Origin of the sequence: Microbacterium sp. STF-2 (assembly GCF_034650155.1) — a bacterium.
Lineage (GTDB): Bacteria > Actinomycetota > Actinomycetes > Actinomycetales > Microbacteriaceae > Microbacterium > Microbacterium maritypicum_A.
Genome location: NZ_JARKMW010000002.1, coordinates 936,537 through 961,284, shown reverse-complemented (window position 1 = coordinate 961,284; position 24,748 = coordinate 936,537). Strand labels below are relative to the sequence as shown.

The 24,748-nt window shown below is 70.3% G+C and carries 23 protein-coding genes; 13 read left to right on the top strand and 10 right to left on the bottom strand.

Annotated elements, in window-relative coordinates; translation table 11 throughout:
- Positions 1–50 precede the first annotated feature (50 nt).
- The 8 genes from MicroSTF_RS18465 to MicroSTF_RS18430 all read left to right on the top strand — a co-directional run bounded on the left by MicroSTF_RS18465 (position 51) and on the right by MicroSTF_RS18430 (position 8,716).
- The gene (locus tag MicroSTF_RS18465) at positions 51–296 is read left to right on the top strand and encodes a hypothetical protein (RefSeq protein ID WP_322957674.1); all 246 of its coding nucleotides are present in this window, start codon (positions 51–53) and stop codon (positions 294–296) included.
- A 65-nt stretch (positions 297–361) separates the two neighbouring features.
- The gene (locus MicroSTF_RS18460) at positions 362–3,244 is read left to right on the top strand and encodes a helix-turn-helix transcriptional regulator (RefSeq protein WP_322957671.1); all 2,883 of its coding nucleotides are present in this window, start codon (positions 362–364) and stop codon (positions 3,242–3,244) included.
- Positions 3,245–3,318: 74 nt separating this feature from the next.
- The gene (locus tag MicroSTF_RS18455; RefSeq protein ID WP_017831237.1) at positions 3,319–3,522 is read left to right on the top strand and encodes a cold-shock protein; all 204 of its coding nucleotides are present in this window, start codon (positions 3,319–3,321) and stop codon (positions 3,520–3,522) included.
- 257 nt (positions 3,523–3,779) lie between these two features.
- Positions 3,780–4,805, top strand: a complete 1,026-nt coding sequence (locus tag MicroSTF_RS18450) for an iron-siderophore ABC transporter substrate-binding protein (protein WP_136023930.1) — start codon at positions 3,780–3,782, stop codon at positions 4,803–4,805.
- 33 nt (positions 4,806–4,838) lie between these two features.
- Positions 4,839–5,888 carry an iron ABC transporter permease gene (locus MicroSTF_RS18445; protein WP_322957662.1) on the top strand — a complete coding sequence of 350 codons (1,050 nt, stop codon included), beginning with the start codon at positions 4,839–4,841 and terminating at the stop codon, positions 5,886–5,888.
- The gene (locus tag MicroSTF_RS18440; RefSeq protein WP_029260079.1) at positions 5,885–6,967 is read left to right on the top strand and encodes a FecCD family ABC transporter permease; all 1,083 of its coding nucleotides are present in this window, start codon (positions 5,885–5,887) and stop codon (positions 6,965–6,967) included. Before MicroSTF_RS18445 ends, MicroSTF_RS18440 begins: the two co-directional genes overlap by 4 nt.
- Positions 6,964–7,764, top strand: a complete 801-nt coding sequence (locus MicroSTF_RS18435) for an ABC transporter ATP-binding protein (protein ID WP_021198339.1) — start codon at positions 6,964–6,966, stop codon at positions 7,762–7,764. The genes MicroSTF_RS18440 and MicroSTF_RS18435 overlap by 4 nt, the downstream gene beginning before the upstream one ends.
- Positions 7,754–8,716 (top strand): siderophore-interacting protein, encoded by a 963-nt coding sequence (locus MicroSTF_RS18430; RefSeq protein WP_315071467.1) that lies wholly within the window; start codon positions 7,754–7,756, stop codon positions 8,714–8,716. The genes MicroSTF_RS18435 and MicroSTF_RS18430 overlap by 11 nt, the downstream gene beginning before the upstream one ends.
- Before the next feature lie 136 nt (positions 8,717–8,852).
- Here the strand turns inward: MicroSTF_RS18430 and MicroSTF_RS18425 are convergent, their stop codons facing one another.
- Positions 8,853–9,695: an alpha/beta fold hydrolase gene (locus MicroSTF_RS18425; RefSeq protein WP_029260076.1), complete on the bottom strand. Its 843-nt coding sequence runs from the start codon at positions 9,693–9,695 to the stop codon at positions 8,853–8,855.
- Positions 9,696–9,791: 96 nt separating this feature from the next.
- Between MicroSTF_RS18425 and MicroSTF_RS18420 the strand changes: the two genes are divergently transcribed.
- Entirely contained in the window at positions 9,792–10,358 is a 567-nt protein-coding gene (locus MicroSTF_RS18420; RefSeq protein ID WP_029260075.1) for a TetR/AcrR family transcriptional regulator, read from the top strand.
- A gap of 112 nt (positions 10,359–10,470) precedes the next feature.
- Positions 10,471–11,283 carry a tryptophan-rich sensory protein gene (locus MicroSTF_RS18415; RefSeq protein WP_029260074.1) on the top strand — a complete coding sequence of 271 codons (813 nt, stop codon included), beginning with the start codon at positions 10,471–10,473 and terminating at the stop codon, positions 11,281–11,283.
- Here the strand turns inward: MicroSTF_RS18415 and MicroSTF_RS18410 are convergent.
- Genes MicroSTF_RS18410 through MicroSTF_RS18385 form a run of 6 tightly spaced genes read right to left on the bottom strand, consistent with a single transcriptional unit; the run spans position 11,265 to position 19,028 of the window.
- Entirely contained in the window at positions 11,265–11,936 is a 672-nt protein-coding gene (locus tag MicroSTF_RS18410; protein WP_029260073.1) for a response regulator, read from the bottom strand. The genes MicroSTF_RS18415 and MicroSTF_RS18410 overlap by 19 nt on opposite strands.
- Positions 11,933–14,491 (bottom strand): ATP-binding protein, encoded by a 2,559-nt coding sequence (locus tag MicroSTF_RS18405; RefSeq protein WP_315071470.1) that lies wholly within the window; start codon positions 14,489–14,491, stop codon positions 11,933–11,935. Before MicroSTF_RS18405 ends, MicroSTF_RS18410 begins: the two co-directional genes overlap by 4 nt.
- Positions 14,488–15,090: a potassium-transporting ATPase subunit KdpC gene (gene kdpC, locus MicroSTF_RS18400; RefSeq protein WP_029260071.1), complete on the bottom strand. Its 603-nt coding sequence runs from the start codon at positions 15,088–15,090 to the stop codon at positions 14,488–14,490. Before kdpC ends, MicroSTF_RS18405 begins: the two co-directional genes overlap by 4 nt.
- 25 nt (positions 15,091–15,115) lie before the next feature.
- Complete coding sequence (kdpB, locus tag MicroSTF_RS18395) at positions 15,116–17,257, bottom strand: potassium-transporting ATPase subunit KdpB (protein ID WP_292761371.1); 2,142 nt, start codon at positions 17,255–17,257, stop codon at positions 15,116–15,118.
- 2 nt (positions 17,258–17,259) lie between these two features.
- Positions 17,260–18,939: a potassium-transporting ATPase subunit KdpA gene (gene kdpA, locus MicroSTF_RS18390; RefSeq protein ID WP_297558791.1), complete on the bottom strand. Its 1,680-nt coding sequence runs from the start codon at positions 18,937–18,939 to the stop codon at positions 17,260–17,262.
- The gene (locus MicroSTF_RS18385; protein WP_017201862.1) at positions 18,939–19,028 is read right to left on the bottom strand and encodes a potassium-transporting ATPase subunit F; all 90 of its coding nucleotides are present in this window, start codon (positions 19,026–19,028) and stop codon (positions 18,939–18,941) included. Before MicroSTF_RS18385 ends, kdpA begins: the two co-directional genes overlap by 1 nt.
- Positions 19,029–19,334: 306 nt before the next feature.
- On the opposite strand from MicroSTF_RS18385, the gene MicroSTF_RS18380 reads away from it, so the two are divergent.
- Complete coding sequence (locus MicroSTF_RS18380; protein ID WP_297559056.1) at positions 19,335–20,498, top strand: SLC13 family permease; 1,164 nt, start codon at positions 19,335–19,337, stop codon at positions 20,496–20,498.
- 117 nt (positions 20,499–20,615) lie between these two features.
- Positions 20,616–21,065, top strand: a complete 450-nt coding sequence (locus tag MicroSTF_RS18375) for a hypothetical protein (protein ID WP_029260067.1) — start codon at positions 20,616–20,618, stop codon at positions 21,063–21,065.
- Positions 21,066–21,118: 53 nt separating this feature from the next.
- Here MicroSTF_RS18375 and MicroSTF_RS18370 read toward each other — a convergent pair whose 3' ends face one another.
- From MicroSTF_RS18370 to MicroSTF_RS18360, 3 genes are read right to left on the bottom strand one after another with little or no spacing between them, the layout of a single operon-like run.
- Positions 21,119–21,715, bottom strand: a complete 597-nt coding sequence (locus tag MicroSTF_RS18370) for a GNAT family N-acetyltransferase (RefSeq protein WP_297558782.1) — start codon at positions 21,713–21,715, stop codon at positions 21,119–21,121.
- Between the two features lie 32 nt (positions 21,716–21,747).
- Positions 21,748–22,356, bottom strand: coding sequence for an FMN-binding negative transcriptional regulator (locus MicroSTF_RS18365; RefSeq protein ID WP_029265107.1), 609 nt, complete (start codon positions 22,354–22,356; stop codon positions 21,748–21,750).
- The gene (locus MicroSTF_RS18360) at positions 22,356–23,288 is read right to left on the bottom strand and encodes a DMT family transporter (RefSeq protein ID WP_029265106.1); all 933 of its coding nucleotides are present in this window, start codon (positions 23,286–23,288) and stop codon (positions 22,356–22,358) included. Before MicroSTF_RS18360 ends, MicroSTF_RS18365 begins: the two co-directional genes overlap by 1 nt.
- Between MicroSTF_RS18360 and MicroSTF_RS18355 the strand changes: the two genes are divergently transcribed.
- Complete coding sequence (locus MicroSTF_RS18355) at positions 23,287–24,693, top strand: PLP-dependent aminotransferase family protein (protein WP_322957647.1); 1,407 nt, start codon at positions 23,287–23,289, stop codon at positions 24,691–24,693. The genes MicroSTF_RS18360 and MicroSTF_RS18355 overlap by 2 nt on opposite strands.
- Positions 24,694–24,748: the final 55 nt, after the last annotated feature.

Below are 24,748 nucleotides of genomic sequence, written 5' to 3'. Positions count from 1 at the left end.
GTGCCTCAGAGCGGACTGTAGGGATACAGCGAACCGTCGAGGAGAACCCCATGTACGAGCACCCGTATCTCAGCCAGCAGCTCACCCGGCACGACCAGGAGCAGATGGAGCGCGCCGCCGCGCAGAGGCTGCGTCTGATCGAGCACGCCGACCAGATCGTGCCGCGTCCGGAAGGGGTGGTCCGGCGGATGCTGCGCCGCGCGTTCGGTCGCACGGCGGCCGCCACGTCTGCGACCGCCCCGACGACGGCTCGTGTCGCGGGCGGATGCGAAGCGGCGGCGGCACACGCGCGGTGAGCGGCGTCGCACAGCGCGAACCGCAGACCGTCCCGAATGTCGGTCGGGGGTGGGACGATGAATCCATGCCCCCTTCCGCGTCGAGCGCTGCGATGGTCGGCCGCGAGGCCGAGCTCGCCGAGGTGCGCCGATCGTTCGCCGGGGTGCGCGACGGTGTCCCGGCCGCCCTGCTCGTCGAGGGCGAGGCCGGCATCGGCAAGTCGCGCATGCTGCGCGAGTTCGCCGCCGAGATCGCGCCGACCGCCGACGTGCACGTGGGGTGGTGTCTCGATCTGGGCGCCTCGCGCACGCCCTACGGGCCGCTCACCGGCATCCTCCGCTCGATCGTCACACGCATGGGCGTCGACCGGGTGCGCGAGTCGGTGGGAGTGGGGGTCGAGGCACTCGGCATGCTGCTCCCCGAACTCGTCGACTCCCCGACTGATCGCGACCGCACCAGCCCCGAGCGCCTGCGCGATGCGATCGCCTCCCTCATCGAGGCGGCGGCCGAACGCGCCCCGCAGGTGCTCGTGGTCGAAGACCTGCACTGGGCCGACGAGTCGACGCTCGCCATCCTCTCCTTCCTGCTGCGGGCGTTGAGCCGCGGCCGCATCCTGCTGCTCCTCACCTGCCGCACCGACGATGTGCGCCGCGGGGATGCGGTGAGCCGCTTCATCGGCGAGGCGACGCGCGCGCGGTTGCTCGAGCGCCTCACCCTCGGCCGGCTCGACGAGGCCGCGGTTCGCGAGCTGGCCGAGCAGATCACCGGCCGGGCGCTGACCGAGACCGCTCTCGATCGCATGCAGGAGCGGGCCGAGGGCGTGCCCTTCTTCATCGAGGAGATCGCGGGGTGCGCGAACGGTCCGCTCCCCGACGGTCTGCGCGACCTGCTGCTCGCCCGCTTCGACCGGCTCGGCGACGATGCACGGCGTGTGGTGCAGGTCGTCTCCGGCGCCGAGCGTCCTCTCTCCCATCCGCTGATCACTGGCCTCGTCGATCTGCCGGAGCAGCGCCTCGACGAGGCGATCCGCGAGGCGACCCGCAGCGGCATCCTCGTCGTGGGCGACGACGACTACCGGTTCCGACACGCCCTGCTCCGCGAAGCCGTGCATGACGACCTGCTCCCCGGCGAGCGGGCACGCCTGCATCGCGCCTATGCCGAGGCGCTCGAGGCGCAGTGCGCGGGGTCGGACACCAGCGACGCCGCGGCCCTCGCCTATCACTGGCAGCTCGCGCAAGACGATCGGAAGGCCCTCGTCGCCGCCGCCGACGCCATGCGCCACGCGAAGGGGCAGTACGCGTTCGCGAGCGCGGCCCGCTTCGGCGAACTGGCACTGGAACTGTGGCCGCTCGTGCCCGACGCCGCCACGGCGGCACGCGTCGAGAGACTCGACCTGCTCCTGGTGCTGGGATCGATCCTGCGCAATGCGGGCGACGGCGAACGGGCGCTCGCGGTCGCGAATGTCGCGCTCGCCGAGATCGACCCCGCCACAGTGGACCCGCGTCTGCATGCCCGACTCCTGCGCAACAAGGCGCTGTACCTGGTCAACCTCGGCCGCCTCGGTGCGATCCCGCTGCTGCAGCAGGCCCTGGCCATCGCGGAGGAGCGCATCGGCGACGAGGTGTTCCGGGCCGAGCTGCTCAACCAGCTCGCGAGCCGACGCATGATCGCGGGCGACAGAGAAGAGGCGATCCGTCTCGCGGATGAGGCTGAGCTGGGGGCGGCCGGAGCCGACTCCACCGACCAGCTGTCGATCGCCGCGAACGTGCGCGGCGGTTCTCTGGCGCACCTCGGCCGGGTCGACGAAGGGGTGCGCGAGTACGAGCGGGCGCGTGAGCTCGCGGCGGGAACGACGGCCGAGATGCGCTATCGCGTCAACTACTCCGACCTGCTCACGCTGCTGGGCCGATACCGCGAGGCGGTCGAGGTCGCCGAAGAGGGACTGCGGCGTGCCCGCGAGCTCCGCGTCGAACGCACCTCGGGGTCGATCATGGCCCAGAACATGGTGGTGCCCCTGCTCGAACTCGGCGAGATCGATCGGGTCGAAGAGATGCTGTCGCGCGACTTCGTGCAGGGAACCCTGCGTGTGTTCCGCATGTACATGAGCATGACCCGCGTGCGGGTGCTGGCCTGGCGCGGGCGGTCGGCCGAGGCAGCAGAGCTGTTGCAGGAATGGTTGCCGGCGTTCGAGGAGACGGGCGGCTCGGAGCGGCAGATCTGGTACGACCGGATCATGATGACGGTGGCTGTGGCCGAGAGCGAGGGGAATCTCCGGAGGGCGCTCGACACCATTCTCGAGATGCTGCGCGACGAACATCCCGCGCTGCTACACCAGCGCCGGCTGCTGCTGGAGGGCGGGGCGATCATCGCCGAGCTGCGCGCCGAGGACGCCGACACCACGGCGGCATCCGATGCCGTCCGTGCGGCATGGCGCGCGCAACCCCCGCAGTTGCAGGACGACGCGTGGTCGACGATCCTCGATGCGCTGCTCGACCCGTGCCATGACGCCCTGGATGCGGCCCTCCACCATGCCGAGGGAGAAGACGTACCGGTCGTCTTCCGCGCCGTGCTCCGGCTCGAGCGCGCGCGTCTGCTCGTCCACGAGGGGGAGCGCGTCACCGCGGCGTCGGTGCTCGCCGAGGCGGCAGGCCTCGCGGAGGCACTCGGCAACGCCCAGGTGCGGGCTGCGGTCGCCCGGTTCGCCACCGACGCCGGACTGCGTGCCCCCGCCGATCCGCCGTCGGGCGACGACCTGCTCACGGCTCGCGAGCGGCAGGTGCTCGAGCTGATCGCCGAAGGGCTGAGCAACCGGCAGATCGGCGAGCGGCTGTTCATCAGCGCGAAGACCGTGAGCGTGCACGTCTCGGCCGTGCTGCGCAAGCTCGGTGTGAGCACACGCACCGAAGCGGCTCTCGTGCAGAAGAATCGACAGTTCCGTGTCCCTGCCCAGCCTGCCGTGGTAGCGTGACTGTGCGCGCGTCTCGGATGTTCCGATTCGGCGTAGGCCGTGTAAACGGCTAAGTCAACAGAAAGTAGAAACACATGGCCACTGGCACTGTGAAATGGTTCAACGCGGAAAAGGGCTTCGGCTTCATCGCTCCCGATGACGGCTCGGACGACCTCTTCGCCCACTACTCGGCTATCGCCGGCTCCGGTTTCAAGGAGCTCCGCGAGAACCAGAAGGTCGAATTCGACGCTGAGCGTGGCCCCAAGGGCATGCAGGCGGCGAACATCCGCGCTCTCTGAGCGCGCGCTGACTTCCTGAAGCCGGTCGGATCCTCACGGATCCGGCCGGTTTTTTCATGCCACCCGCAGCTTTCGAATCGCGTGAATGGTCCCAACCGGCGGCGATTCGCGGCGAATCGCGCGATTCGAGAGGCAGCACGCGGCAGGGAATCCGGGGTGAGGTTCCCCTAACCTCCGTGTTAGATTAGGCGAGGCTTACCAAAGGCCCGGGCGCAAGTGACGCGCCGCCCCCTCACCCCGAACCCGAAGGAACGCCTGTGCGCACCTCTCGAATCCTCGCCATCGGCGCGGCCGCCGCGCTCGCCATCGGTCTCTCCGCCTGCGCATCCTCTGCCCCGGAGTCGACCTCGACCGCCGGCGGCAACCCCGCATCCGACGACGCCTTCCCCGTCACCGTCGAGCACGTCTACGGCGAGACCACGATCACCGAGAAGCCCGAGCGCGTCGCGACCGTCGCATGGGCGAACCACGAGGTGCCGCTGGCGCTGGGCATCGTTCCGGTCGGCATGAGCAAGGCGTCGTGGGGCGACGATGACGACAACGGCGTGCTGCCCTGGGTCGAGGAGAAGCTCGACGAGATGGGGGCCGAGACGCCGGTGCTGTTCGACGAGACCGACGGCATCGACTACGAGGCCGTCGCCGACACCGAGCCCGACGTGATCCTCGCCGCCTACTCCGGCCTCACGCAGGAGGAGTACGACACCCTCTCCAAGATCGCTCCGGTCATCGCCTACCCGAAGGTCGCCTGGGGCACTTCGGTCGACGAGATGATCGAGATGGACTCCAAGGCCCTCGGCCTCGAGAAGGAGGGCGACGCCCTGATCGAGCAGCTGGACGCCGACGCGCAGAAGGCGCTCGAGGCGAACAGCGTGCTGAAGGACAAGAAGGTCCTGTTCTCCTACATCGACCCGACCGACCTGAGCCAGATCGGGTACTACACGGCGATCGACACCCGCCCGGGCTATCTCCACGATCTCGGTCTGCCGTTCCCCTCGATCGTCGAGGAGAACAAGGACAGCGACCAGTTCTACCTGACGGTCAGCGCGGAAGAGGCGCAGAAGTTCGACGACGTCGACCTGTTCATCACCTACGGCGACGAGTCGATCATCCCGCTCCTGCAGGCCGACCCGCTGCTGTCGAAGATCCCGGCGATCGCCGAGGGCCGCATCGCGGTCCTTCCCGACGCCACCCCCATCGCGGCCTCCGCGAACCCGTCGCCGCTGTCGATTCCGTGGGGTCTCGGCGACTACCTCGCGCTCCTGGCTGCACCGCTCGCTCCGTAATCGTTCGATCCGCCTCCGCGGAGTGAATACCCAGTGACCTCAGCAACCGTCATCGCACCAGCACCGGGGGCCGCAGACCTGCGGCGCCCGGTGCTGGTGCGAACCCTCTGGCTCCTCATCGGGCTCGTGGTGCTCGTCGTCCTCACCATCCTGTCGATCTCGTTCGGCGTGCGCGCCGTCTCATTCGACGACATCGCCGCAGCCCTCACCGGTCACACCGACACGATCGCGCAGGCGGCGATCGTCAAGCGCATCCCCCGCACGGTCCTGGCCCTCCTCGTCGGTGCGGCACTCGCCCTCTCCGGCGCGACCATGCAGGCCGTGACGCGCAACCCCATCGCCGACCCCGGCATCCTCGGAGTCTCGAACGGCGCCTCGCTGGCCGTGGTGTGCGGCATCGCCTTCTTCGGTCTCGCCGACCCCTACGGCCAGATGGCGTTCGCGATCGCCGGAGCAGGGCTCGCCGCCGTCTTCGTCTACACGGTCGGATCCCTCGGACGCGGGGGAGCGACACCCCTCAAGCTCGCGCTCGCGGGTGCCGCCACCTCGGCCGCCTTCGCCTCGCTCATCAGCGCCGTCATGCTGCCCCGCGTCGACCTGCTGCAGACGTTCCAGTCGTGGCAGATCGGCGGCGTCGGTGGCGCGGAGTGGCCGCGCATCGGGCTCACCGCACCGGTTCTGGCCATCGGCGCCCTGATCTGCTTCCTGTGCTCCCGGGGCATGAACTCCCTCGCCCTCGGAGACGAGATGGCCAAGGGGCTCGGGGAGAACGTGTTCCGCACGCGCATGATCTCGGCGCTGGGCGCGGTGATCCTCGCCGGGGCCGCGACCGCGATCGCCGGCCCCATCGGCTTCGTCGGGCTCATCATCCCGCACGTATGCCGCATGCTCGTGGGCACCGATCACCGCTGGCTGCTCCCGTTCTCGGCCATCGCCGGCGCCGCCCTCCTGACCGCAAGCGACATCGTGGGCCGGGTGATCGCGCCATCGTCGGAGGAGATCCAGGTCGGTATCATCACCGCCATCATCGGAGCCCCGTTCTTCATCTGGATCGTCCGCCGGCAGAAGGTGCGTGAGCTGTGAGCACGACAGAGCACACCGAGCACACCCTCGATCGGGTCGACGAGCCGGCATCCGCCCGGATCGCGCGTATCGTCGCGGGGCGGCGCTCGCGCCACCGCCGGCATGCGGTGGCCACGATCGTCCTCGGCGTCCTGGTATTCGCCCTCTTCGCGGTGGCGCTCATGGTCGGCAACACGTTCTACACGCCGGATGAGGTGATCCGGGTGATCCTCGGAGAGACCGTGCCGGGCGCCTCGTTCACCGTCGGCGATCTGCGACTGCCGCGGGCGGTGCTCGCCGTCCTCACCGGCATCGCATTCGGAATGGCGGGTGTGTGCTTCCAGACGATGCTGCGCAATCCGCTCGCCTCGCCCGACATCATCGGCATCTCCAACGGTGCCGGTGCGGCGGCCGTGTTCGGCATCATCGTGTTGTCCGTGAACGGGCCGGTCGTGTCGCTGCTCGCTCTCGGCGGCGCCGTCGTCACCGCCCTCGTGATCTACCTGCTCTCGATCAAGGGCGGCTTCGCCGGAACCCGACTCATCCTGATCGGGATCGGCGTCGCGGCGATGCTGCAGAGCGTCATCTCGTACATGCTGTCGCGCGCCGCGAACTGGGACATCCAGACCGCGATGCAGTGGTTGACCGGGAGCCTCAACAACGCCTCGTGGGAGCGGGTGCTGCCGATGGCGATCGCCGCGGCGATCATCGTGCCGCTCATGCTGTCGCAGGGGCGCGCGCTCGGTGCGCTTCAGCTCGGCGACGACTCGGCTGCCGGTCTCGGCATCCGGGTCAACGCCACCCGCCTGCTCCTCATCCTCGGTGCGGTCGCGCTGCTCGCGTTCGCGACCGCGGCCACCGGCCCTATCGCATTCGTCGCCTTCATGGCCGGCCCCATCGCCGCGCGCATCACCGGCCCCGGCGCCAACCTGCTCCTGCCGTCGGCGTTCGTCGGAGCCGTGCTCGTGCTCGGCGGCGACCTGATCGGCCAGTTCGCCTTCGGCACCCGCTATCCCGTCGGCGTCATCACCGGCGTCGTCGGCGCGCCGTACCTGATCTACCTGCTCATCCGCACCAACCGCTCCGGGGGTTCGCTATGACCGTCTCGCACAGCCTGTCCGCCGAGGGGGTGACGCTCGCCTACGGTGACCGCACCATCATCGACGGCCTCGACCTGCAGATCGCCCCCGGTCGCATCACCACCATCGTGGGGGCGAACGGATGCGGCAAGTCCACGCTGCTGCGCTCGCTGGCGCGCCTGCTGTCTCCGAGCGACGGCCAGATCGTGCTCGACGGCAGATCGGTGCATGCCCGCCCCACCAAGGAGGTCGCGCGCATCCTCGGGTTGCTGCCGCAGTCGCCGGTCGCGCCCGAGGGCATCGCGGTCGCCGATCTGGTCGGCCGTGGACGGCACCCGCATCAGAAGATGCTCGCCCGATGGAGCGCCCACGATTACGAGGTCGTGGCGGATGCCCTCGACGCCACCGGCATCTCCGACCTGGCCGACCGCAGCGTCGACGAGCTCTCGGGCGGTCAGCGCCAGCGCGTGTGGATCGCCATGGCGCTCGCACAGGAGACCGACATCCTGCTGCTCGACGAGCCGACCACCTTCCTCGACGTCGCCCACCAGGTCGAGGTCCTCGACCTGCTCACCGACCTGAGCGTCTCGCGCGGCACCACGATCGTCATGGTGCTGCACGACCTCAATCTCGCGGCCCGCTACGCCGACGAGCTGGTCGCCATGAAGGATGGGCGCGTGCACGCGACCGGTGCGCCGCAGGACATCGTCACCGCCGAACTCGTCGAAGAGGTCTTCGGCCTCGCCAATCAGATCACCATCGATCCGGTCTCCGGCAAGCCGATGGTCACACCCATCGGGAGGCACCATGTCCGCTGAGACGACCACGACCGACCGTCCGACCTACATCCTCACCCGCGCCGAGGTACGGGGGGTCGCGCGCGTCTCGCCCTCGTTCGTGCGGGTGACCTTCGGCGGGGACGACCTGTTCGAGTTCGGCACGCCGGGTGAGGTGTTCGACAGCCGCATCAAGCTGGTGTTCCCACCCGTATCCGGAGTCCTGCCTGAGCTCGACAGGGCATCCGACAACTGGTGGCAGGCGTTCCTCGCGGTGCCCGAGGAGGAGCGCGGGTCCATGCGCACCTATTCCGTGCGCGAGCTGCGGGTCGATGACGAGACCGGCACCGAGGTGGACGTCGACTTCGTGCTGCACCTCGAACCCGGACTGACCGGACCCGCGTCGCTGTGGGCGAGCCAGGCCGCGGTCGGGCAGGAGCTCTACCTGGTCGGCCCCCGCCGCGGGGTGGATGTCGACGCGCACGGAGGGGCCGAGTTCGCGCCGGGGACCGCGGCATCGGTCGTGCTCGCCGGCGACGAGACGGCCGCTCCGGCGATCGCCCGCATCCTCGAGGACGCACCGCAGGATCTGCGCGGCGTCGCCTTCATCGAAGTGCCCTCGCCCGCCGACGTCCTCCGCATCGACGCACCTTCGGGGGTCGAGGTGCATTGGCTGCCGCGCGACATCGGTGAGCCGCACGGCTTGCGGCTCATCCCCGCCGTGCTCGCCCACCTCGGCGACGCCGACGCCACGGACGAGATCCGGGTGAAGGACATCGATGGTGAGGACCTGCTGTGGGAGACGCCGGACTACTCCGGTCTCGGCGAGGACATCGCCACGGGGGATGCTGCGGCCGAACGCTACTTCTGGATCGCGGGGGAGAGCGGCGTGGTCACCACGCTGCGTCGCCACCTGGTCAAGGACCTCGGCATCGATCGCGGGCAGGTGGCGTTCATGGGCTACTGGCGTCGCGGCGTCGCCATGCGGGGCTGACGCGCTCACCCCCCCCTGCCAAAACGGAGACGACCCGAGCACCGTCCGGCGTGTCATGTCTCGACGCGCCGCCCGGATGCCGGGTCGTCTCCGTTTCGGCCCGCCGCAGCCGCCGTGCGGCGTGCGGCAACGGGGACTACTTGGCGAGGAACTCCTTCAGCGCGGCGTTGACCTCGTCGGCGTGGGTCCACAGCAGGCCGTGCGGAGCGCCCTCGACCTCGACGTAGTCGGCGTCGGGCACTGCCTGGTGGAATCGACGGGCGGTGGCATCGATCGGCAGGATGTTGTCCTTCGTCCCGTGCAGGATCAGAGTGGGCTTTCCGGCGGAGCGCACGGCCTCGACGTCGGTGCGGAAGTCTTCGATCCACGCCGGCACGACCGCGTAGGCGGCCACGGGGGCGCTGCCGACCGCGACGTTCCAGCTGCCGGTCACCGCCTGCTCGCTGATGCGCGAGCCCAGGTTCTCGTCGAGGTTGTAGAAGTTCTTGTAGAAGTCGGTGAACCACGCGAAGCGATCGCCCTTGGCGGCAGCCTCGATGCCGTCGAAGACCTCCTGCGGCACGCCCTCGGGGTTGTCGTCGCGCTGCACGAGGAAGGGCTCGAGCGAGGCGAGGAAGGCGAGCTTGGCGACACGGTCGTGTCCGTGGCGGGCGACGTAGCGTGCGAGCTCTCCGGTGCCCATCGAGAAGCCGACCAGCACGACGTCGCGCAGGTCGAGGGTCTCGAGCACGGTGTTCAGGTCGGCGGCGAAGGTGTCGTAGTCGTACCCGGTGTTCACCTTCGACGATCCGCCGAAGCCGCGGCGGTCGTAGGTGATGACGCGGTAGCCCTGGGCGAGGAGCTCACGGGTCTGACGCTCCCAGCTGTGACCGTCGAGCGGATAGCCGTGGATCAGGACGACGGGCTGACCCGATCCCTGGTCTTCGTAGTAGAGCTCGATCGGGGTGCTGTTCTCGGTGCCGACGGTGATGTAACCCATGATCCTGATCCTTTCGGTTCCGGTGAGAACGGTCGTTCTCGCTCGATGTGACCAATCTAGAGAACGTTCGTTCTCGTGTCAAGTAGACTTCTGGACATGACCGAAGACGAGGCTCGCGAGCGCATCCTCTCCACCGCCGAGGAGCTGTACTACCGCAAGGGGTACGCGGCCGTCGGCATGGACGAGCTGCGTCAGGAGGCCGGGGTCTCGCTGCGCCGCCTCTACTCGCTGTTCCCGTCGAAGACCGACATCGTCGTCGCCGTGCTCGCACGCAAGCACGCCGAGTGGGAGTCGGGCCTGTCGGGTGCCGTGGCGGATGCGGGCGGCGACCCGCGCGCACGTCTCCTCGCCGTCTACGGCTATCTCGAGAACTGGTTCTGCGCCGACGACTTCCGCGGCTGCGCATTCATCAACGCGTTCGGTGAACTCGGCGGCACGAATCCCGAGGTTGCCGAGATCGTTCGGGCGCACAAGGCCTCGTTCCAGGAGTACATGGCGGGTCTCGTCGCCCAGACGGGCGCGTCCCCCGCGCTCGCCGCGCAACTGTCCATCCTCGCCGAGGGGGCGCAGAGCACGGCCGCGATCTCGGCCGACCCGGCAGTGGCCGCGCAGGCCAGGGGAGCCGCCGAAGTCCTGATCGACGCGGCCTTCACGCGCGCCTGATCCTTCCGCGTGAGTCGGGCATGATGGGGGTTTTGACTAACCTGGTTAGCGAAATGCCGTTCCGGTGTCAAGGGCGATGCGTCGCGCGCGGGCGTCTCGTAGCCTGCGGAGCATGGAATCACGCACAGAGGGCATCGGTCGTCAGTCGCTGATCATCGCGGCGGCGACGTTCATGGTGATCGCGGCCGCTGTCGGCGCGGGGGCATTCGGCGGTGCGTCCGTCGATGACCTGCAGGACGGGGCCCTCTCCGCCCAGGGCTCGTACCTCGCGCCCGCGGGGCCCGCATTCTCGATCTGGTCGCTGATCTACCTCGGCCTGTTCGCGTACACGGTGTGGCAGGCGTTCCCCGCCCAGCGGCAGGACCCGCGTCAGCAGGCCGTGGGCGGATGGATCGCCGCGTCGATGGTGCTGAACGGGCTGTGGCTGGTGACCGCACGATTCCTGACGCTCTGGCTCACCGTCGTCGTGATCGCGGCGCTGCTGGCCGTGCTCGCTCGAGTGATCGTGCTGCTCGGTCGCTTCCCCGCCCGCAGCCTCGCCGATCGCATCCTCACCGACGGCGCGAACGGCCTGCACTTCGGCTGGGTCACGATCGCCACCGTCGCCAACACCGCCGCCTGGCTCACGCAGATCGCACCGCAGAGCTGGGCGCAGGCCGCCGATGCCTGGGCGATCGGCGTGCTGGTCGTCGTCCTCGTGATCGGAGCCGCCGCCGCCTGGATCACCGGACGCATCGCCCCCGCCCTCGCGACGGCCTGGGGTCTGGCATGGCTCGCCGTCGGACGGCTCACCGGAGAACCTCAGAGCACGCCGACCGCGATCGCCGCGATCACCGTGGCGGTGATGCTCGTCATCACCGGCATCGTGGCGGTGTCGCGCCGGTCGCGCGCCGTGGACGCCGACGCTCAGAGCACCAGGCGGTAGCCCATCCCCGATTCGGTGAGCAGGTGCACGGGAGCGCCGGGCTCCTGCTCGAGTTTCTTGCGCAGCTGCGACATGTACAGGCGCAGGTAGCCGGAGTCGGAGACCTGCTCGCTGCCCCAGATCTCCTTCAGCAGATCCTGGCGCGTGACCAGGGCGCCCGGATGCCGGGAGAGGTGCTCCAGCATCCGCCACTCGGTCGGGGTCAGGTGCACGCGCGCTCCGCCCCGTGTCACGGTCTTCGTCGAGAGGTCGACCACCACATCGCCGAAGGCCACGGTCGACTCGCCGCTGGCCGGGATGGAGCGACGCGAGAGCGCACGCAGCCGCGCCAGCAGCTCGTCGACCTGGAAGGGCTTGGTCACGAAGTCGTCGGCGCCGGCGTCGAGCGCTTCGACCTTGTCGGCCGAACCCGTGCGACCGGAGACCACGATGATCGGCACGTTGGTCCATCCGCGCAGCGCCTGGATCACCTCGATGCCGTCGAGTCGGGGCATCCCCAGGTCGAGCATGATGAGGTCGGGGTGGGTCTGGGCGGCCGCAGCGATGGCGGCGGCCCCGTCGGGAGCCACGACCACCTCGTATCCGTGCGCGGCGAGGGTGATCCTCAGCGCGCGGACCATCTGCGGATCGTCGTCGGCGATGAGCAGCTTCACTCCGTGCCCTCCGTGTCGGCAAGTCCTGCGGCCAGCGGCAGGGAGATGACCATGGTGAGGCCTCCGCCAGGCGTGTCCTCGGGTGTCAGGGTACCGCCCATGCCCTCGGTGAACCCGCGCGACAGGGCGAGTCCGAGTCCCAGCCCTGTCGTGTTGTCGGTGTCGCCGAAGCGCTGGAACGGCTGGAAGATGCGGTCGCGCCGCTCGGGGGAGACGCCGTCGCCCCGGTCGATGATGCGGATCTCGGCGCGGCCGCCGAGGGCGCTCGTGGAGACGATGACCCGTGCGTCTTCGGGGGAGTGCCGATGGGCGTTGGCGATCACGTTGACCAGCACGCGCAGCAGCAGCACGGGGTCGGCATGCAGCGGCGGCAGGTCGGGGTCGAGGGCGAGCTCGACGTCGGACGGCCCGAGCCCCAGCTCATCGACGGCGGCGAGCACGCAGCCGGCCGCGTCCATCCGCGACGACGACACGGCGAGCACGCCGGCCTGCACGCGGCTCACGTCGAGCAGGTCGGTGACCAGCGTCGACAGCGTCGCGAGACTCTCGTCGGCGGTGGCGAGCAGTTCTTCGCGATCGGAGGCCGACAGTCCGTGCGCACCGCGCAGACCGCCGATGGCGGCGACCGCCGAGGCGAGGGGGCGGCGCAGGTCGTGGCTGACGGCCGACAGCAGGGCGCTGCGCACCTGGTCGGTCTCGGCGAGTGCTTCCGCCTCGCTCGCGGTGGCACGCAGATCGGTGTGCTCGATCGCGGCGGAGAGCTGGGCGACGATCGCATCCAGCAGGCGGCGTTCGGGTCCGGCGAGCGGCTCGCCGTTCAGCTCCAGCACCGCACGGGGCCCGCCCCCGGGGACGACGCCGACGGGGATGGTCGTGGCACGTCCGTCGGCCACGGGTTCGCCGTCGCTCGCGAGCACCTCGCCGTCGGGAGCGATCAGGCGCACGCCGCTCAGCCCGAACGCCTCTCGGGTGCGGCTGACCAGAGCCAGCACGGCGTTGTCGCCGCGGAGCACGTTGCCGGCGACTGCGGCGAGCAGCTCGGCCTCGGCGGCGGCGCGCTGCGCGGTGCGGGCCCGTCGCGCAGCCTGGTCCACGATGATGCTGACCAGGATCGCGATGAGCACGTAGAGGGCGAGCGCGAGCACGTGCAGCGGATGCGCGATCGTGATCGTGAACAGCGGAGCGACGAAGAGGAAGTCGAGAGTGACGCCCGAGAGCACCGCCGCGAACACCGCAGGGCGGATGCCGCCGATGAGGGCGACAACGACCACGAGCAGCTGGTACGCGAGCACCTCGGCGGTGATCGACTCGGGGCTGCGGAACGTGAACATGATCCACGACAGGATCGGTCCGAAGACGAGCGCGACGCCGAAACCGAGCAGCTGTCGACGCCAGCCCAGGGCTCCGCCGGTGATGCGCGGCAGCACCATCCGCCCACCCGCTGCGGCGTGCGTGACGATGTGCACGTCGATGTCGCCGGAGCGGCGGATGACCTCAGAGCCGATGCCGGGACCGGTCAGCGCAGCGGTGAGGCGACTGCGCCGGCTGACGCCGATCACGAGCTGGGTGGCGTCCGCGCCCTGCGCGAACTCCACCAGGGTGGCGGGGATGTCGTCGCCCACGACCTGGTGGTAGGTGCCGCCGAGCGACTCCACGAGCGTGCGTTGCGCGGCGAGGGCTCCCGGTGTCTCGTCGCGCAGGCCGTCCTGCGCGGTGATGTGCACCGCCAGCAGCTCGCCGCCGGCGGAGCGGGCCGCGATCCTGGCGCCGCGGCGCAGCAGGGTCTCGCCCTCGGGGCCGCCGGTCAGGGCGACGACCACGCGCTCCCTGGCCTGCCAGTTGCCCTCGATGCCCTGCTCCGCCCGGTAGGTGCGCAGCGCGCTGTCGACCTCGTCGGCGAGCCAGAGCAGGGCCAGCTCGCGCAGTGCGGTGAGGTTGCCGAGGCGGAAGTAGTTCGACAGGGCGGCGTCGATCCGCTCGGCCGGGTAGACGAGTCCGGCCGAGAGTCGATCACGGAGCGTCTGCGGGGCGAGGTCGACGACCTCGATCTCATCGGCGGCGCGGACCACGGCGTCCGGGATCGTCTCCTGCTGCGCGATGCCGGTGATCTTCTCGACCACGGCGTTCAAAGACTCGATGTGCTGCACGTTGACGGTGGTCACCACGTCGATGCCCGCATCCAGCAGCTCGTCCACGTCCTGCCAGCGCTTGGCGTTGCGCGAGCCGGGGACGTTGGTGTGCGCCAGCTCGTCCACGAGGGCGATCTCGGGTGCCCGCTCGAGCACGGCGTCGACGTCGAGTTCGGTCAGGGCGATCCCGCGGTGGAGGTCGACCCGGCGGGGCACCTCGGGGATTCCGGCGGTCTGCGCCTGCGTCGCGGCGCGGTCGTGCGTCTCGACGATCGCGATCACGACGTCATGGCCCTCGTCGAGCATGCGTCGTCCCTCGGCGAGCATCTCGTAGGTCTTGCCGACGCCGGGGGCGGCTCCGAGGAGTACCCGGAGCCGCCCCCGGCGGGAGTGGCCGTGAGATCGACGAAGTGGCGCTGCGGTCATTCGCCCTCCCGTTCATCGAGCGCGAGATTGAGCTCGGCGACGTTGATGCGCTCCGCGCCGAGGAATCCCAGATCCCGCCCTTGAATCCTAGACTCCACGAGGTCGCGCACCTCCTGTGCGGAGAGTCCGCGGGCCTCGGCGACGCGCGGCACCTGCAGCAGTGCGTACGCCACGCTGATGTGCGGGTCGAGCCCGGAACCCGAGGCGGTGACCGCGTCGGCCGGCACCTGCGACGGGTCGACCCCCTCGCGCTCCGCGATCGCGGCCTTGCGCTCCGCGATCGCTGCGACCAGGTCGGTGTTCTCCGGGCCGAGGTTGCTTCCGCTGGAGCCCGCGCCGTCGTAGCCGTCGCCCGCGGCGGAGGGCCGCGACTGGAAGTACTCCGGGAGCGCCTCGCCGTCGTCATCGGTGAAGGACTGGCCGATCAGCGAGCTGCCCCTGTCGTCGGGAAGGGGGGAGCCATTGGCCTGCCACGGGAGCAGGAGCTGCCCGATGCCGGTGACCAGGAGTGTGTAGGCGACACCGAGCACGAGGGTGAGGACGAGCATCGCGCGGACGGCGACACCGGTGGTGCGGACCGCGGTGCGTGTGGAGGACATGTCTGGATTCCTTTTCCGAGCCGGGTCAGAAGCCCGGGATGAGACTGACGACGAGGTCGATGATCTTGATGCCGATGAACGGAGCGATCACGCCGCCGAGTCCATAGATCAGCAGGTTGCGCTGCAGGATCTGCGAGGCGCTCGCCGGGCGGTACTTCACTCCGCGCAGGGCCAGGGGGATCAGGAACACGATCACGATCGCGTTGAAGATGATCGCGCTGGTGACGGCCGACGCCGGCGAGTGCAACTGCATGATGTTGAGCGCCGCGAGTCCGGGGAAGACGCCCATGAACATCGCCGGGATGATCGCGAAGTACTTCGCGATGTCATTGGCGAGCGAGAACGTGGTGAGCGCTCCGCGCGTGATGAGCAGCTGCTTGCCGATGCGCACGATGTCGATCAGCTTGGTCGGGTCGGAGTCGAGGTCGACCATGTTGCCGGCCTCCTTCGCCGCCGAGGTGCCGGTGTTCATCGCCACGCCGACGTCCGCCTGGGCGAGCGCGGGGGCGTCGTTGGTGCCGTCGCCGGTCATCGCGACCAGACGGCCGCCCTCCTGCTCGCGCCGGATGAGCTCGAGCTTGTCCTCGGGCGTCGCCTCGGCGAGGAAGTCGTCGACCCCGGCCTCAGCGGCGATCGCCTTCGCCGTGAGCGGGTTGTCGCCCGTGATCATGACCGTGCGGATGCCCATCGCGCGCAGTTCCTCGAAGCGCTCGCGGAGGCCGTCCTTCACGATGTCCTTGAGGTGCACCACGCCGAGGACGCGACCGTCGGCACCGGGCGTCTTCACGGCGACCACGAGCGGGGTGCCGCCGCTCTCGGCCACGGCATCCGTGCGCGTCGTGAGCTCGACGTCGTCGCCGTCGAGCCCGAGCCAGGCCCGCACCGCGGAGCCGGCGCCCTTGCGGATCTGCGTGCCGTCGGCGAGGTCGAGGCCCGACATGCGCGTCTGCGCCGTGAACGGCACGACCACCGCGTCCTCCGGTGCGGTCACCCGGATGTCGTTCGCGGCGGCGAGTTCGACGATCGAGGCGCCCTCGGGGGTGGGGTCTGCAAGCGACGACAGTGCGGCGACGTGCAGCAGCTCCTCGCCGTCGACACCCGGGAGGGCGAGCACCTCGTGGGCGCGGCGGTTGCCGTAGGTGATGGTGCCGGTCTTGTCGAGCAGCAGGGTGGTGACATCTCCTGCCGCCTCGACCGCGCGCCCCGACATCGCGAGCACGTTGCGCTGCACGAGGCGGTCCATGCCGGCGATGCCGATCGCCGAGAGCAGCGCCCCGATGGTGGTCGGGATGAGGCAGACGAGCAGCGCGATCAGCACCGGGATGCTGACGGGAGAGGCGGCGTACGACGCGATCGGGTTCAGGGCGAGCACCACGACGACGAAGATGATCGACAGGCTCGCGAGCAGGATGTTCAGCGCGATCTCGTTGGGGGTGCGCTGGCGGCTGGCCCCCTCGACCAGCGCGATCATGCGGTCGACGAAGGTCTCCCCCGGCTTCGAGGTGATGCGCACCACGATGCGGTCGGACAGCACGCGGGTGCCACCGGTCACGGCGCTGCGGTCGCCGCCGGACTCGCGGATCACCGGCGCGCTCTCGCCCGTGATGGCCGATTCGTCGACGGTGGCGATGCCCGCGACGATGTCGCCGTCGCCGGGGATCAGCTCGCCCGCTGTCACGATCACGATGTCGTCGCGCTGCAGCTCGGCCGACGAGACCTGGGCGGTCGCGGCGTGCTCGGCGGCGGCATCCGCTGCCTTGTCGTAACCGACCACACGCCGGGCCATCGTGCTGGTGCGGGTCTTGCGCAGGCTCGCGGCCTGCGCCTTTCCTCGGCCCTCGGCGACCGACTCCGCCACGTTGGCGAACAGCACGGTGAGCCACAGCCAGATCGCGATGCCCCAGGTGAAGGGGGCGGGAACCGCGGTGCCGCCGGAGTCGGCCGGGCCGCCCAGGAACGGCTCGGCGATCGCGAGCACGGTGGTGAACGCGGCGCCGACCCAGACCAGCAGCATGACGGGGTTGCGCACGAGCGCTGCCGGGTTGAGCTTGCGCAGGGCCCCGGGAAGGGCCTGCACGAGCTGCGACCAGCCGAAGGAGCGCGGCGGTTGTGCGGGTGTGGATGCCGGAGCATCCTGCTGTTCGGAGGGGGTGGTGATGAGGGTCATGGTCAGACGAGTCCTTCAGCGAGGGGTCCCAGTGCGAGCACGGGGAAGTAGGTGAGCGCGGTGACGATGACGGTCACGGCGAGGAGCAGGCCGACGAACTGCGGCCGGTGCGTGGGCAGGGTGCCGGAGGTCGCCGGCACACGCTGCTGCGCCGCGAACGAGCCGGCCAGAGCGAGCACGAGCACGATCGGCAGGAACCGGCCGAGCAGCATCGCGATGCCGAGCGCGGTGTTGAACCACGGGGTGTTCGCGGTGAGTCCGGCGAAGGCGGAGCCGTTGTTGTTCGACGCCGAGGTGAAGGCGTAGAGCACCTCGCTCATGCCGTGCACGCCGGGGTTCAGGATGCTGGTCGACTCGACATCGGCGCGGATGCCGGGGATCGCGAAGCTCAGCGCGGTGCCGGCCAGCACGAGGGTCGGCGTCACCAGGATGTACAGGCTCGCGAGCTTGATCTCCCGCGGACCGATCCGCTTGCCCAGGTACTCCGGCGTGCGGCCGACGAGCAGTCCGCCGACGAACACCGCGATGATCGCGAGCACCAGCATGCCGTACAGGCCCGAGCCGACGCCGCCGGGGGCGACCTCGCCGAGCATCATGTTCAGCATGGGCATCATGCCGCCGAGCGCGGTGTACGAGTCGTGCATCGAGTTGACGGCGCCCGTCGAGGTGAGGGTGCTCGCGCTGCCGAACAGCGTGGAGCCGAGGATGCCGAAGCGCACCTCCTTGCCCTCCATCGCGGCCCCGGCGAGTTCCGGAGCGGTGCCGCGGCCGGCCAGCTCGAGCGCCGAGAGGGCGAACGTCGAGACGAGGAAGATCGTGCCCATCACGGCGGCGATCGCGTAGCCCTGGCGGTGGTCGCCGATCATGCGGCCGAACGTGCGGGGGAGGGCGAACGGGATCACGAGGATCAGCAGCACCTGCAGCAGGTTCGTGAAGCCGGTCGGGTTCTCGAAGGGGTGCGCCGAGTTGGCGTTGAAGAAGCCGCCGCCGTTGGTGCCGAGGAGCTTGATCGCCTCCTGCGAGGCCACCGGACCTCCCGGGATGGTCTGCGTGCCGCCGGACACCGTGGTGACGTCGGTGAAGCCCGCGAAGTTCTGGATCACGCCGCCCGCGAGCAGCGCCACCGCGCCGATGAGGGCGATCGGGAGGAGGATGCGGCCGAGACCGCGGATCAGGTCGACCCAGAAGTTGCCGATCGTGGCGGAACCACGGCGAGCGAGACCGCGGATGAGGGCGATCGCGATGGTGAGGCCCACCGCCGCCGACACGAAGTTCTGCACGGTGAGACCCGCGAGCTGCACGGTGTAGCCCATCGTCTGCTCGGGGGAGTACGACTGCCAGTTGGTGTTGGCCACGAACGAGGCGGCGGTGTTGAAGGACAGCCCCTCCGGCACCGCCGGGAGGCCGAGGGACTGCGGCAGGAACGCCTGCAGTCGCTGCAGGCCGTAGACCAGCAGAACGCCGACCACCGAGAACGCCAGCACGCTGCGGGCGTACGCGCGCCAGGTCTGCTCCGACGACGAGTCGACGCCGATGAGCCGATAGACGCCGCGCTCGACCCGCAGGTCGCGCGCCGACGTGAAGACGTGGGCGATGTAGTCGCCGAGGGGGCGGTAGAGGAGCACGAGCACGACCACGACGGCCGTGACCTGCAGGATGCCGAACCAGATCGTCGCGTCCATCAGAACCTCTCCGGCGCGACGAGCGCGACCACGAGGTAGACGACGGCGGCGACCGCAAGGGCGGCGGCGAGGATCTCGAAGACGATCACAGCCGCTCCACCCCCTTGGCCACCAGGGACACGAGGGCGAACAGCGCGAGAGTCAGCGCGATGTAGATGATGTCGAGCACGGATCCGATACAACTCCCGCACGGCCCCGGCAGCCGCCATCCTCACGCTTCCCCTACGCCCTCCGCGCGGATGCATGCGGGTTGCTCACGGCATCCGTGTCCCCGCCGCTCCCGCCTGATCTCGTTCCGGTCGCACTTGCTGTCGCTTCCGATGCTCTCGGGCGGCAGCAAGTGCGACCGGAACGGCCCGCGTCGGCCATATGCTCACGAGGTGGGAATCGGAAGGATGCGGATCGGCGCCGGGACGTGGGTCGTCGCCGGGCTGGTCGTGGTCGCCCTCGTGTGCATCGTCACCGGGTTCCTGCCGCGCTCCGACGCCGGGGCATTGGGCGAGCGGATCGCGCCCGTGCTGGGGTTCGTCGTCGCGATCACGATCGTCGCCGAGCTCGCCCGCGACGCCGCGGTCTTCGACGTCGTCTCGCAACGACTCGCCCGCTGGGGACGCGGTCGGGTGCTCGTGCTGTGGGCGCTGGTGGTCGCGCTCGCCGTGGTGAGCACGGTGTTCCTGTCGCTCGACACGACCGCCGTGATCGTCACCCCGGTCGTCGTCGTGCTCGCGCAGAGCATCGGCGTCTCACCCCTTCCCTTCGCCCTGGCGACCGTGTGGCTCGCCAACACGGCATCCCTCGCGCTCCCGGTCTCGAACCTCACCAACCTGCTCGCCGCCCCCGCCATCGGCGCCGGCCCCGCGGCGTTCTTCGCGCTCAGCTGGGCACCGACGCTCGTCGGCATCCTCGTGCCCGTCGCGATCCTGACGATCCTGCATCGGCGCACGGTCTTCGGTGCGTACGAGACCCCGGTGGCACGGCGGCCCGCCGACCCGACGCTGTTCTGGAGCGCGACCGGCATCCTGCTCGTGCTGATGCCTCTGCTCGCCCTGACCCACGATGTCTGGATCCCGGCCGCGGTCGCCGCGCTCGCGCTGATCGGCCTGTTCGCGGTCCGGCGGCGCCGGGCGCTGCGGCTCTCGCTCGTCCCGTGGCAGGCGCTCGCGCTCGCCGCGTCGCTGTTCGTGCTGGTCGAGGCCGCGCACGCGCAGGGCCTGCTCGACTTCCTGACCTCGCCGACCGCGAACGGCGACGCTCCCGGCGACCTGTTCCGGCTGGCCGCGCTGGGGGCCGTGAGCGCGAACGGGATCAACAACCTCCCGGCATACCTGGTGCTCGAGCCCGCCGCCGGCGATCCGGTCGCGCTGATGGCGCTGCTGATCGGCGTGAACATCGGCCCGCTCATCACGCCATGGGCGTCGCTCGCGACCCTCCTGTGGCATCACCGGATCGTCGCGTTGGGCGTCACGATCCGATGGAGCCGTTTTATGCTGTGGGGTGTGGTGGCTGCGGTGCCGACCGTGCTCGCCGCCGTGCTCGTGCTCTGGCTCGTCTCGGGCTAGTGCTCCGTTCCGGTCGCACCTCCTGCCGCCCCCGAGGCGCGGAGGCGGCACGAAATGCGACCGGAAGGGGGAGCGGGCCGGAAGAGGAAGTGCGCCGGGCCTGACAGGATGTCGGTCATGAGCGTTCTCTACGACTACTTCTCCGCGCCGAACGACGAGCGGGCCGTCACCGTCCTCCAGGTGGAGGGCGGACCGACCGCGGAGGAGTCGGGCTTCGATGCCGGAACGCTCGGCGGCATCGACCCGGTCGTGCAGCTCGGCACGCTCGAGGCGCTGCTGACGGGCGTGCCGTACGACGAGGTGACCGACGACCCGCGTGCCGGCCACAACCTCGCGATGAGCGACGACTACGACCGGATCGTCATCACCGTGACGGATGCGCTGGCCGCCGCTCTCGCCGCAGCCGACGACGTCCGTCTGGCAGAGGTCGCGGAGCCGTGGTCGCAGACCGAAGAGCTCGAAGGGGCCGATCCGGCCCAGCTGGCCGCGTTCGCGCGGGACCTCGCCGCGCTCGCTCGTCGCGCCGCGGCGTCCGACCACCGCCTTTACTGCTGGACCAGCATCTAGGACGCTCGTCCGCGCAGGACGCACCCCAGCGGTGAGCCGTCACGGGGCCTCGATCAGCGTGCGGTCGGCCACTCCTCGGCGAGAAGGCCGTAGTTCATGCCGTCGAGCCATTCGCCCGAGCGATGCAATGCCGTCTTCCGGCTGAACTCCTCTCGGCGCATCCCGAGCCGCTCCATGAGGCGCCAGGACGGCTCGTTGTCGGCGAAGCACCCCGCATGCACCCGGCGCAGGCCCAATGCGCCGAAGCACACGTCGATCACCGCGCGGATCGCCTCTGTCGCGTAGCCGTGCCCGGTGTGCGCGGGGTCGAGAACCCAGCCGAGCTCGGCCTCGACGCCCTTCGCCCGGGCGTCGACCTCGAGCTGCGCCCACCCGTCGCCGCGCCGCACCATGATGTCGCCGATCGGGGTCGGGGCGGTGCTTTCGGCGTCGGGCAGCAGCTCCACGATGTACAGGGAGGCGAGCCGCTCGGGGTCGAGATACCGCTCACGGAACGCGTCTTGCGTGTCGGGAGCGGCACCGAGCCACCGGTTCACCTCGGGGAGCCGACGCCACTCCCACATCGCATCGACGTCGGCGGGCGTGCACGGGCGCACCTGCAGTCGGGCCGTCCGCGCGGGCCACGGCTCGGGGGTTCGCGTGTCGGTCATCGCTCCACCCTAGGCGCGTCCGGCGACGTCGATCACGGGGTCTCCCCGCCGACCCGTCGCATCTCCTCCGCGAGCGCGCTGTTCGTCTCGGCGAACCGTGCGGTGATGTTCTCGCGCACCTCGGGCGACTTGTTCTGGCTGAGTTTGGCTCGCGCATCGAAGCGGGTCACGCGCATCCGCAGTCCGACCGTGCCCTTGGCGGCGCGGCGGGTGCCCTCCTCGTCCTCCGACAGGTGTCGGCCGTGCTGCTGATGATCCTCGAAGTGGTCGGTCAGCCGCGAGAGCATGGCGTAGTTCTCCTCTTCGCTCAGGATCTCGGGGATGCCGTACAGGTGCGCGGTCACGTGGTTCCACGTCGGGACCAGATCGCCCGGTGCGTACAGTGTCGGTGACACGTAGTCATGCGGTCCCTGGATGATCACGAGCACTTCATGCCGGCCGAGTTCGTGGAGCTGCTCGTCCGGGCGCCCGAAGTGGCTCGCGATCACGATGTCGTCGTCGTCCTCCATCAGCAGCGCGGGATAGTGCGAGGCGACCAGGCCGCCGCTCGCCGGGGAGACGAACGTCGCCCAGGGGTTCCCGCGGATGAGGCGCTTGACCTCGTCGGGATCGGTCATCAGGTAGCGGGGCGTGTGGCGCATCAGGATTCCTCTCTTCGGCGGTCGGTCAGACGGGTGCGCACCGCGAGGGCGGCGCAGGCGATCACGGCGAGTCCGCCGACGGCGGTCGCCCAACCGATCTGTTCGTGGAGGAGGAGCGCGGCCCACGCGATGCTCATCACGGGCTGGACGAGCTGGATCTGGCTGACCTGCGCCATCGGACCGATCGCGAGCCCGCGGTACCAGGCGAAGAAGCCGAGGAACATGCTCACCGCCGCGAGGTAGGCGAACGCGAGCCATTGCACGGGCGTCGCGGCGGGCGGCTGCTGGATCGCCGACGCGACGGTGAGTGCCGTCATCAGTGGGGCGGCGACGATCAGCGCCCACGACACGGTCTGCCAGGAGCCGAGTTCACGCGCGAGCAGACCGCCCTCCGCGTAGCCGACCGCCGCAGCGATCACGGCCCCGAACAGCAGCAGATCCGCGCCGGTGAGGGAGCCGATGCCCCCGTTCTGCAGTGCCGCGAAGACCACCGCCGCGACCGCACCGAGGACAGCGAAGAACCAGAAGGACGGGGCGGGGCGTTCCCCGGTGCGGAGCACCACGGCGACCGCGGTCGCCGCGGGAAGCAGGCCGATCACGACGGCGCCGTGGCTCGCGGGGGTCGTGGTCATCGCGAAAGATGTGAGCAGCGGGAAGCCGGCCACGACTCCACCCGCGACGATCGCGAGACGGCCCCACTGGATCGTCGTGGGCGGGCGCTGACGCGTGATCGCGAGTGCGGCACCGGCGAGGAGGGCGGCGACGACCGCGCGCCCGGAGCCGATGAACAGCGGTGAGAGCCCGCCGATCGCGATGCGTGTGAACGGGAGGGTGAACGAGAAGGCGAGGACGCCGAGGAGCCCCCACCAGAGTCCGGCACGCGTCGATAGCAGTGGCCGCGTGGAAGCGATAACGCTACTCTGTTCTTTCATGAGCAAGGATAGCAGTGACCGGATCGTCGCCGGAGTGCGTGCGTGGATCGCATCCGCTTCTCCGGGCGCGCGAGTCCCCTCGAATCGTGCGCTCATGGCGCAGTACGGCGCGAGTCCGATCACCGTGCAGAAGGCGATGCAGCAGCTCGTGCGACTCGGTCTGGTCGAGTCCAGGCCCGGCGCGGGTACGTTCGTGCGGGCCGTGCCCGCCGCCCGTTCGGTCGACTACGGCTGGCAGACGGCCGCCCTCGGCACGGCGCCCGCGGGACTCATCGGCCTGTCATCGACGCAGCGCACCGTCGCCCCCGACGCGATCGGACTGCACTCGGGCTACCCCGCGGTCGACCTGCTGCCGCAGCGGCTCGTGCGACAGGCCCTGGTGCGTGCCGCTCGGTCGGACGCGGCGCTGATCCGTTCGCCCGCCGCAGGCCTTCCCGATCTGCAGGCGTGGTTCGCGGCGGAACTCGCATCCTCCGCCCCCGCGGGGGTCACCCCCGCATCGGCGCGCGATGCCCTGATCATCTCGGGCAGCCAGAGCGGGCTGAGCTCGATCTTCCGTGCCGTGGTGGGTGTCGGCCAGCCGCTGCTGATCGAGTCGCCGACGTACTGGGGCGCGATGCTCGCGGCCGCGCAGGCCGGCGTCGTGCTGGTGCCGATCCCCTCCGGGCCGCACGGCCCCGATCCGGATGACGTCGAGCGGGCGTTCGCGCAGACCGGAGCCCGCGCGTTCTACGCGCAGCCGACCTTCGCCAACCCGACCGGCGCGCAGTGGCCGGTCGCGACGGGGGAGGCCGTGCTCGAGACCGTCCGTCGGCACGGGGCCTTCCTGATCGAGGACGACTGGGCGCACGACCTGGGGATCGACGCCGACCCGCGCCCGGTCGCCGCGTCCGATGACGACGGACACGTCGTGTACCTGCGCTCGCTCACGAAGAGCGCCTCGCCCGCCCTCCGCGTCGCGGCCGTGATCGCGCGCGGACCCGCGCGGGAGCGCATCCTCGCGGATCGCGCGGCCGAGTCGATGTACGTGAGCGGGGTGCTGCAGACCGCGGCCCTCGACGTGGTCACCCAGCCCGCGTGGCGCACGCACCTGCGCGGCTTCCGCGAGCACTTGCGCGCGCGCCGCGACCTGCTGGTCTCGAGCCTCGCCGCGCACGCCCCCTCCGCGCACGTCGAGAGCGTTCCGGTGGGCGGCCTGAACCTGTGGGTGCGGCTGCCGGAGGGGACGGATGTCGCGCGGGTGGTCCGTGAGTGCGAGGTGCGCGGTCTGATCATCGCCCCGGGCTCCGAGTGGTTCCCGGCGGAGCCCTCCGGCTCCTACGTGCGCCTCAACTACGCGAACGCCGACACCGCCCGCTTCGCGGAGGCCGCCGGCATCCTGGGCGCCGTGCTGGACGGGTCCTGAGGGGTCGCTCAGCCCGCTCCGGTCGCAGTTCCTGTCGCCCGCGAGCCGAGGAGGC

Bases quoted from the DNA above. Each gene is read 5' to 3' on its own strand.
- MicroSTF_RS18365 (WP_029265107.1), bottom strand. From the start codon at position 22,356: ATGCGCCACACGCCCCGCTACCTGATGACCGATCCCGACGAGGTCAAG.
- MicroSTF_RS18370 (WP_297558782.1), bottom strand. From the start codon at position 21,715: ATGACCGACACGCGAACCCCCGAGCCGTGGCCCGCGCGGACGGCCCGA.
- MicroSTF_RS18355 (WP_322957647.1), top strand. From the start codon at position 23,287: ATGAGCAAGGATAGCAGTGACCGGATCGTCGCCGGAGTGCGTGCGTGG.
- kdpB (WP_292761371.1), bottom strand. From the start codon at position 17,257: ATGACCCTCATCACCACCCCCTCCGAACAGCAGGATGCTCCGGCATCC.
- MicroSTF_RS18435 (WP_021198339.1), top strand. From the start codon at position 6,964: ATGACCGTCTCGCACAGCCTGTCCGCCGAGGGGGTGACGCTCGCCTAC.
- MicroSTF_RS18425 (WP_029260076.1), bottom strand. From the start codon at position 9,695: ATGGGTTACATCACCGTCGGCACCGAGAACAGCACCCCGATCGAGCTC.
- MicroSTF_RS18460 (WP_322957671.1), top strand. From the start codon at position 362: ATGCCCCCTTCCGCGTCGAGCGCTGCGATGGTCGGCCGCGAGGCCGAG.
- MicroSTF_RS18360 (WP_029265106.1), bottom strand. From the start codon at position 23,288: ATGAAAGAACAGAGTAGCGTTATCGCTTCCACGCGGCCACTGCTATCG.
- MicroSTF_RS18420 (WP_029260075.1), top strand. From the start codon at position 9,792: ATGACCGAAGACGAGGCTCGCGAGCGCATCCTCTCCACCGCCGAGGAG.
- MicroSTF_RS18405 (WP_315071470.1), bottom strand. From the start codon at position 14,491: ATGACCGCAGCGCCACTTCGTCGATCTCACGGCCACTCCCGCCGGGGG.
- MicroSTF_RS18375 (WP_029260067.1), top strand. From the start codon at position 20,616: ATGAGCGTTCTCTACGACTACTTCTCCGCGCCGAACGACGAGCGGGCC.
- kdpA (WP_297558791.1), bottom strand. From the start codon at position 18,939: ATGGACGCGACGATCTGGTTCGGCATCCTGCAGGTCACGGCCGTCGTG.
- MicroSTF_RS18455 (WP_017831237.1), top strand. From the start codon at position 3,319: ATGGCCACTGGCACTGTGAAATGGTTCAACGCGGAAAAGGGCTTCGGC.
- MicroSTF_RS18380 (WP_297559056.1), top strand. From the start codon at position 19,335: ATGCGGATCGGCGCCGGGACGTGGGTCGTCGCCGGGCTGGTCGTGGTC.
- MicroSTF_RS18465 (WP_322957674.1), top strand. From the start codon at position 51: ATGTACGAGCACCCGTATCTCAGCCAGCAGCTCACCCGGCACGACCAG.
- MicroSTF_RS18430 (WP_315071467.1), top strand. From the start codon at position 7,754: ATGTCCGCTGAGACGACCACGACCGACCGTCCGACCTACATCCTCACC.
- kdpC (WP_029260071.1), bottom strand. From the start codon at position 15,090: ATGTCCTCCACACGCACCGCGGTCCGCACCACCGGTGTCGCCGTCCGC.
- MicroSTF_RS18415 (WP_029260074.1), top strand. From the start codon at position 10,471: ATGGAATCACGCACAGAGGGCATCGGTCGTCAGTCGCTGATCATCGCG.